Below are 6,860 nucleotides of genomic sequence, written 5' to 3' on the forward strand. Positions count from 1 at the left end.
AGACTCCGTTGAGCTGCAGGGGCTTTGCTATCCAGGCTGACGCAAGAATTCCGGCCAGAATCCAGCATCGTGGTCTATAAACCAGCCCCATCGAGACGCTCCCTGCCGCCGGCGCTGCTCCCAGAGGAGAGTCTACATTTCGGCGCTAGGGGGGCATAGCCCTATAGCCCAAGTCGCGCAGGAGGTGCTCGGAGCGCCGCCAGTGGGGCCGCACCTTGACGAACAGCTCCAGGTAGACCTTGCCCAGGATCAGCTTTTGAATCTGTAGACGGGCGGCCTGGCCGATCTGCTTGAGCCTTTCCCCGCCTTTGCCGATGAGGATCCCTTTTTGCGAGTCCCGCTCCACGTAGAGGGTGGCCAAGATGCGGGTGACGGTGGGGGTTTCTTCCACCTGGTCGATGGTCACGGCCACCGAATGGGGCACTTCCTCGCGGGTATGCAGCAGCACCTGTTCGCGGATCAGCTCTGCCATAATGAACCGCTCCGGCTGATCCGTCACCAAATCCGGCGGGTAGTAGTAGGGGCCGGTGGGCAGCAGATCGATGGTGGCCTGGATGAGGGGCGCCAAACTGCCGGGATCCAGCGCCGACACCCAGATGACAGGGGCACCGGGGCGCAGGGCTTGGTAGCTCTCTTGGTGGGCCTGGCGCGCGGCAGACTCTTTGGGCAGTAGATCCACTTTGTTGCAGACGAGGATGCAGGGGGTAGCAGCAGGGATCCGCTCGGCGATGAAAGTGTCCCCACGTCCCGCCGGCACCGAGCCATCCACCACGAAGAGGATCACGTCCACTGCGGCAATGGCGGCCTGGGCGTTGTGCACCAAGATCTCCCCCAGGCGATGATGGGGCTTGTGGATGCCGGGGGTATCCACCCAGATGATCTGGGCTTGCGGCAAGGTGAGGATCCCTTGCAGCCGGTTGCGGGTGGTCTGGGCCACGGGAGAAGTGATGGCGATCTTCTGGCCCACCAAAGCATTCAGCAGGGTGGACTTGCCCACATTGGGCCGCCCGATCAGCGCCACAAACCCCGACTTAAAGCCCGGCGGGGCAACTGGAAGCGCATCGGCGACGCGAGAGGGCTGCGGTTCAGCGGGCGCTTTTCCCTGAGGGCCAGCAGGGGTTTCTTGGCTCTGCGCTCGTAGCTCTTCTTCAGCCATGGCCTTCCCCAGCCTTTGTTTCTAGCGGACAGAGTAGGCCCCTGCGGCGGCAGGTAACTGCAGGGATAGGGATCCCAGCGGGGCCAAGGTGGTGCCGGGGTAATAAAAAGCGAGGATTTGCGCCGCGTTCAACCCCCGCCGCGCCAAGGTATAGGAGCCGTACTGGCTCAGGCCCACCCCATGGCCAAAGCCGCCGCCGATAAAGCGATAGCCTACCAGTCGCTCCCCTTGTTTTAGAGGCTCTATCCGAAATAGGGTGCTGTAGAGGCGGGGAAAAGCCAAGCGCACCTGATCCTTGCGCAAAAGAATCGAGTGGAGCCCTTCCGCCGTCTGCAAGTCCAACTGCAGCGCCTGCACCCGGCCACTGACAGAGCGCTCCAGAATCTCCATCCCCGCAATGCTGCTCCAAATGGGCATTGGGATCCCCAGATAGTCTTGGCCGGCTCGCAACTGGGCATTCAGCTCCTCCAGCGATTGGGAGAACTCCCAGCGGAAGAGGCGCGACACCCCCGATTCATTAAAACCCTCCCGCCGGGCCAGGAAGGCTTGCAAGTCGTTCTCCTGCCGCAAATCGAAGGGCTTATCGGGCGGGTGGGCGATATCCACCTGCGGACGCAGATAGGGGCGCGGCTCCCCGTCCCAAACCTCTTCAAACGCCGCCGATACGCCGCCGTTGGTGGAAGAATAAACGGCATCCACCAGCTCGCCGTTGTAGGTGAGCACCAGGCCGCTGGTCTGGCGAATGGCTTCGTCGGCCCGTGGGTGGGTGCCGCTCAGCCCCTTGTAAACCTGGCAGTGGGTGTTGGCACAGAGCTGGTAATCGTCGATCCGAAAGCGGTGTAGGTTCTTGAGGGCGTAGGTGCGCGCCAAAATCGCCTGGGCAGCCATGGCGGCAAAGGGAGCCCCTGGCCCCACCTCATGGGGCACCACCCCCCGCAAATAGGTTTCCAAGGGCACAGCGTTGACCACCGTATAGCTGCCGTAGGCATTGGGCTGAAGGGTAATGGATCCGGCATAGTAGCGGTCGTTCACCCGCAAATAGCCGGCATCGGAGGTCACCCGGAGGCGGGTGCGGTGGTAGCGAAAATGCTCATGCACCCAGCTCAGCTCTGCCCGTTCGCGTCGCTCCTGCACCTCCAGCCGCACCTGAGGGATCCCTTCTTTCTGGGCATATTGCTGAATCTGGATCAGTTGTTGGGGGGTGTAGGCGCGGTTGGCCCACACCTGCCATTCCTGCGGTTGGGCGATCTCGGTGTGGATGCCCAGAGATTCCCAGTAGTTGGCGCTGGCCTCGGCGCTCTCGAAGCTTTTGTGGCTGCTGAGGATGAGGCGGTACACGGTTTCCGGGCTGGCCAGGGCGCGGTTGACGATCCCAACAGTAACTTGTGGGAGGCGCTGCGTCTGGGTGCTGCCGTCTGCTTGAGCAAATTCCAGGGTGAGGAAAGACCCCAGCGGCGCTGCCAATTCCACCTGATCTTGCTCAGAAAGGCCAAAGCGTTGCACAATGCCCACGTGTAGAATCGGGTTTTCGGGGGTGGCCGCCGCGGACAATCGCGCCGGCGAAACAGGGTTCTCGGCCTCTTTGCGCACCCCGGTCGCGTCAGCGGCACGGAGCACCAAGGCTGTCAGCAACAGGCCCAAGCCGGAAATGAAGGTGCTTTGTTTGCGCCAGCGGAGCGGAGTCCTTAAAAACCGGCGAGGTTGGGCAGTAGGAGACTGACAACTGGCCATGGCCGCTTTATCCTAAAACACACCCTGTCGATTGTACCCGCATCTTTTCTGGCCTACCGGCAGCGGTGCAAAGCCCTATGGATGCTGTTCCCGACAAGGAGTTCCCCATCGGACGGAGCCCTGACGTGGCCCGCTCTGCTTTGCGCAAGGGATCCGGCTGGCGGCTGGGCTGGGATCCCTCCCGCTCCCCCTTTGTGGCCCTGGTGGGGGGAGAGACTTGGGCGCTGGAGCTCACCCAAGAGGAGTGGCAAGCGTTTGCGGAAGGGGTGCAGCGCCTGCAGCAGGATCTGGAGGCCATCGCCTCCCAACTGATGGCGGAGGAAAGCATTACACTGGAGCAGACTTTCCCTGTCTTGACTTTGATAGCCAGCGGCAGCGCCACCGCCTGGGGCCTCTACCTGCAGTTGCACCAGGGCCGGCGCGGCGAAGGTTTTTGGCCTGCTGACGTCGTCCCCGAACTCTGTCGGGCCGTTGCTCAATTTTTTGACCCAGCCTCTTGAGCAAGCCTGCAGGGCAACTCTCCCGACAGGCCTGGCCCTTAGCCAACCATTACTCCCGTCAACACCCGAGAGAATCCGTGACATCCACTACTTTCCCCCGCAGGTTGGCAGCGGCATTGGCATCCGCATTATCCAAGAAACTTGCCTGTGAACTGTACGCCTCATCGACCTCGATGAAGTCCCGCTCCCACAAAATACCCAGGAGCAGCTCAACCTAGCCCTGTAGCTTGCCCCCAAAGCGGATTCTGAAGGACATGGGCTGTGCTGGAATTGAACCAGCGGCTCCCACCGTGTCAAGGTGGTACTCTACCACTGAGTTAACAGCCCCTCTGAGCGATGCCGACGCACACCTGGGCGGAAGGTCGGAAATTGATAATATCACATTCAACCCGTGCGATTGAGAATCAGCTTGACTCGAGAGTGGGTGCTGAACCGGCATCCTATTTTTGCAAATTTAAATCGAAGGGATGTTCGGATCCGGCCAACAACTGGTAGTGCAACACCTGCGGCGGGCGAGCAAAGTAGGGCCCGATGAGGGCACGCCAGCGGACAAAGTTTTCCGATTGGCGGAAGTTGACCAGATGGGCCTCTAGGGATCCCCACTGCACCAGCAGCAGGTATTGCTGGGGGTGCTCCAAACAGCGCTGCAGTTGGTGTTGCCGATAGCCATCGGTTTGTTGCAGATAAACGAAAGCCTGGCCGATGGCAGCTTCAAAAGCAGCTTCCGAGCCGGGGGTAATTTCAAACCGGGCCACCTCCAGGACAGGAGCCGTGTTCATAGGCTATGTGTGCAGACCACACTCGGTTTTGGCTGTGCCCTTCCAGCGGCCGGAGCGGGGATCCGCCCCCGGCTCTACCGGCGCCGTGCAGTGGAGGCAGCCGATGCTGGGATAGTTGCGATCGTGCAGGGGATTGTAAGGGATCCCGTGGGCGAGGATGTATTTCCAGACTTGGCCGTTTGTCCAGTCGGCAAGGGGGTTGAGCTTGAGGCGGTTGCGCTTGGCATCCCACTGCACCTTGCCAATATCGGCGCGGGTGGGGGATTGCTCGCGGCGCATCCCGGTAATCCAGGTGGTGCAGTTGGCCAGGGCGCGATTCAGGGGCTCTACCTTGCGAATGTTGCAGCAGAGGTCGGGGTTGGTGCGGTACAGCTCTGGCCCATATTGCGCCGCCTGCTCTTCGGGGGTGAGCAGAGGTTTGAAGATCTCCAGTTGCAAGTGAGGGTAGCGGGCCAACACCTGTTGCTGCAGTTGCAGGGTTTCCGGGAAGTGAAAGTCGGTATCCAGGAAAAAGGCGCGCACCTGCGGGCGAATGGCCGTGAGCAGATCGATCAACACCAGGTCTTCCGGGCCCAAGCTACAGGCCAGCACCAGCCCATCTCCAAACTCCTCTACCCCCCAGGCCAGCAAGTCACTGGCCGACAAGGGCTCAAAGTGCTCGCTCAGAGAGGCTACCTGGGGCTGATACTGTTCTCGCACGGCCTGGGCCGCCAGCTCCCAGCGGCTAGAAGAAGAAGAAAGGCTTGCCGTCATAGGGGGAAGACACCGAATGCAACGATCCTCGTCTTTATTAATCTACACTAATTCGGTCAAGCTTTGGGATTTTTGGGCTACGAGGCAGCGGCGGGCAGAGGTAGGGATCGGGATCCCCTGGCACGGAGGGGGATTTGTCCCCAGCGATCCCGTCGGATCCCCATAACCAAGCCGTGCCAGAGGGGGCTGGGATCCAGCTCCGGCAGGTGAACCCAGTGGTAGCGCAACACCCCTCGCCGTGGGTTGATATCCAGCTCAAACACCCGCAGAGCCGAAACCGGCCCCACCAGCGGAGGTGCCGTCAGGTAAGGGATCCCATCTCGCACATACACCTTCGGCACATGCAGATGCCCGCTCAACACCGCCACCACCCGCCCGTGATTGGCCAGGAGGGTGTGTAGTGCCGAGGCTTGCTCGCTGCGGAGCCGGTACTTGCGGAACAAGACCGCATCCATCTGGGTGGGGGAGATAAAAGGAGGCTGATGGATGAGCAGAATCAGCCATTCCTCGGGCACCGCTTGTAGATGTTCGCTTAGCCAGTGCAGTTGCGAGGGACGCAGCACACCCTGAGGCAAGGGGAAGTGTCCTAAACTAGCGTCGAGGGCAACCAGGCGGATCCCGGGCAGAGGGGAAAGGCTGTAATCGACATAACCGGTAGGAGCTGGGGACAGGGGGAATTGGCTTTGGCACCAACGGATGAACTGATCCCGGTTGAAGCGCCCTTTTCTCCTCAAGGTATCGACATCGTGGTTGCCCAGGCTGAGGTAGTAGGGCACCCGCAGTTGGGCGAGAATCTCCCGGAACAACTCAAAGCTCTCCGGATCGGCTTGATCCACCAGATCGCCGGTAAACAGGACAAAGCGCAGATCGGGTACTTGGTTGAGATGGGCAACGGCAGCTTGCAACTGGCGGCGAGGGGAATCGGACATCCACCAACAGCGGCAGCCCGTCTCGGGCATCAGGTGGACATCTGAAACTTGAGCAAAGCAAATGCGTTGGGTTGCCATTGTCTAGGTACTTATTCACACCCCACGCCCGCATCATAAGTCAATAACTAGCTGGAGGGCTATGGGCTTCTCTTAACCTCTGCCGCGATGACCTCACCCCCAGCCCCTCTCCCAGAGGGGGAGTTGTGGTTGCTGTGATTTGGAATCGCCACAAATGAGTCTGATTCTTGTTCCGGCGCCGCTGCCGAGCAACCGCTAGGGTATAGGGACACAGATCTTCGACAAGAGGATCCCTCAGTTCAAGCAAGGAGAAAACATCATGTCTGCTACCACCCTTGTTCGTTGCGCCTGTGAACACTGCAACTGCAGCTTCGAAAGCAGCCAAGGCTATCGCTACGAAGGCCAACTCTACTGCAGCGAAGCCTGTGCCACCCATGACCACGCCCACCCTTCGCCTTGCTGCGTGGCCTCTCACTGCTGTCAATAGCAGGTTGGCAGGGATCGCTCACCCCGGCTGTTGCTTTCCGGGATCCTGTGTTGCTTCTCTCCCTGGGCAGTTTTTGATACGCTCCTAAGGAGCTCTATCCCCGTCGGCCCGGGGGCCGGCCCAACCCGTTGGCATGGAATACCGCTGGGATCTGCTGCCCACTCCACCCCAGTTTGATCCGGAGCTGAGCCGAGAATACGGCAAGTATGCAGCCAAGGTGCTGGCCTTGCGTGGGCTGCACAGCCGGGAACAAGCGCGGGCCTTCGTCGATCCTGATCAGTATTCTCCCACGCCAGCGGGATCCCTGCCGGATCTGGAGCGGGCAGTAGCACGCCTGTTGCAGGCAAGAAAAAGAGGAGAAACCCTTTGCATTTGGGGAGATTTCGACTGCGATGGCGTTACCGCCACCAGCCTCTTGCTCTCGGCGTTACAGCCCTTGGGCTTCCGAGTCCAGTTCACCCTACCGCTGCGCAGCAGCGAAGGGCATGGCTTGAACCCCCAGCGGCT

At 60.7% G+C, this 6,860-nt stretch carries 6 protein-coding genes, 1 tRNA gene and 1 pseudogene; 2 read left to right on the forward strand and 6 right to left on the reverse strand.

The features are described 5' to 3' along the window. Positions 1-145: 145 nt before the first annotated feature. Positions 146-1,156: a GTPase Era gene (gene era, locus NW857_RS08665; protein WP_414368677.1), complete on the reverse strand. Its 1,011-nt coding sequence runs from the start codon at positions 1,154-1,156 to the stop codon at positions 146-148. 21 nt (positions 1,157-1,177) lie between these two features. Further along, positions 1,178-2,887 (reverse strand): SpoIID/LytB domain-containing protein, encoded by a 1,710-nt coding sequence (locus NW857_RS08670; protein ID WP_414333829.1) that lies wholly within the window; start codon positions 2,885-2,887, stop codon positions 1,178-1,180. Positions 2,888-2,964: 77 nt separating this feature from the next. Between NW857_RS08670 and NW857_RS08675 the strand changes: the two genes are divergently transcribed. Continuing rightward, on the forward strand, positions 2,965-3,387 hold the full coding sequence (locus NW857_RS08675; protein ID WP_414347960.1) for a DUF1818 family protein: 423 nt from the start codon (positions 2,965-2,967) through the stop codon (positions 3,385-3,387). A gap of 255 nt (positions 3,388-3,642) precedes the next feature. Here NW857_RS08675 and NW857_RS08680 read toward each other — a convergent pair. From NW857_RS08680 to NW857_RS08695, 4 genes are all read right to left on the reverse strand, one after another. After that, positions 3,643-3,714 (reverse strand) — tRNA-Val (locus tag NW857_RS08680). Between the two features lie 113 nt (positions 3,715-3,827). Beyond that, positions 3,828-4,166, reverse strand: a complete 339-nt coding sequence (locus NW857_RS08685; RefSeq protein WP_414333826.1) for an antibiotic biosynthesis monooxygenase family protein — start codon at positions 4,164-4,166, stop codon at positions 3,828-3,830. Positions 4,167-4,169: 3 nt separating this feature from the next. Further along, positions 4,170-4,919 (reverse strand): phosphoadenylyl-sulfate reductase, encoded by a 750-nt coding sequence (locus NW857_RS08690; protein WP_414333824.1) that lies wholly within the window; start codon positions 4,917-4,919, stop codon positions 4,170-4,172. A gap of 77 nt (positions 4,920-4,996) precedes the next feature. Next, positions 4,997-5,926, reverse strand: coding sequence for a metallophosphoesterase family protein (locus NW857_RS08695; protein ID WP_414337943.1), 930 nt, complete (start codon positions 5,924-5,926; stop codon positions 4,997-4,999). A gap of 560 nt (positions 5,927-6,486) precedes the next feature. Here NW857_RS08695 and NW857_RS08700 point away from each other — a divergent pair. Further along, a pseudogene (locus tag NW857_RS08700) lies at positions 6,487-6,860 on the forward strand (single-stranded-DNA-specific exonuclease RecJ); the annotation flags it as partial.

Origin of the sequence: Synechococcus sp. H55.9 (genome assembly GCF_047462355.1) — a bacterium.
GTDB lineage: Bacteria > Cyanobacteriota > Cyanobacteriia > Thermostichales > Thermostichaceae > Thermostichus.

Coding starts and splice junctions, on each gene's coding strand:
- era (WP_414368677.1), bottom strand. CDS start 1,156: ATGGCTGAAGAAGAGCTACGAGCGCAGAGCCAAGAAACCCCTGCTGGC.
- NW857_RS08670 (WP_414333829.1), bottom strand. CDS start 2,887: ATGGCCAGTTGTCAGTCTCCTACTGCCCAACCTCGCCGGTTTTTAAGG.
- NW857_RS08675 (WP_414347960.1), top strand. CDS start 2,965: ATGGATGCTGTTCCCGACAAGGAGTTCCCCATCGGACGGAGCCCTGAC.
- NW857_RS08685 (WP_414333826.1), bottom strand. CDS start 4,166: ATGAACACGGCTCCTGTCCTGGAGGTGGCCCGGTTTGAAATTACCCCC.
- NW857_RS08690 (WP_414333824.1), bottom strand. CDS start 4,919: ATGACGGCAAGCCTTTCTTCTTCTTCTAGCCGCTGGGAGCTGGCGGCC.
- NW857_RS08695 (WP_414337943.1), bottom strand. CDS start 5,926: ATGGCAACCCAACGCATTTGCTTTGCTCAAGTTTCAGATGTCCACCTG.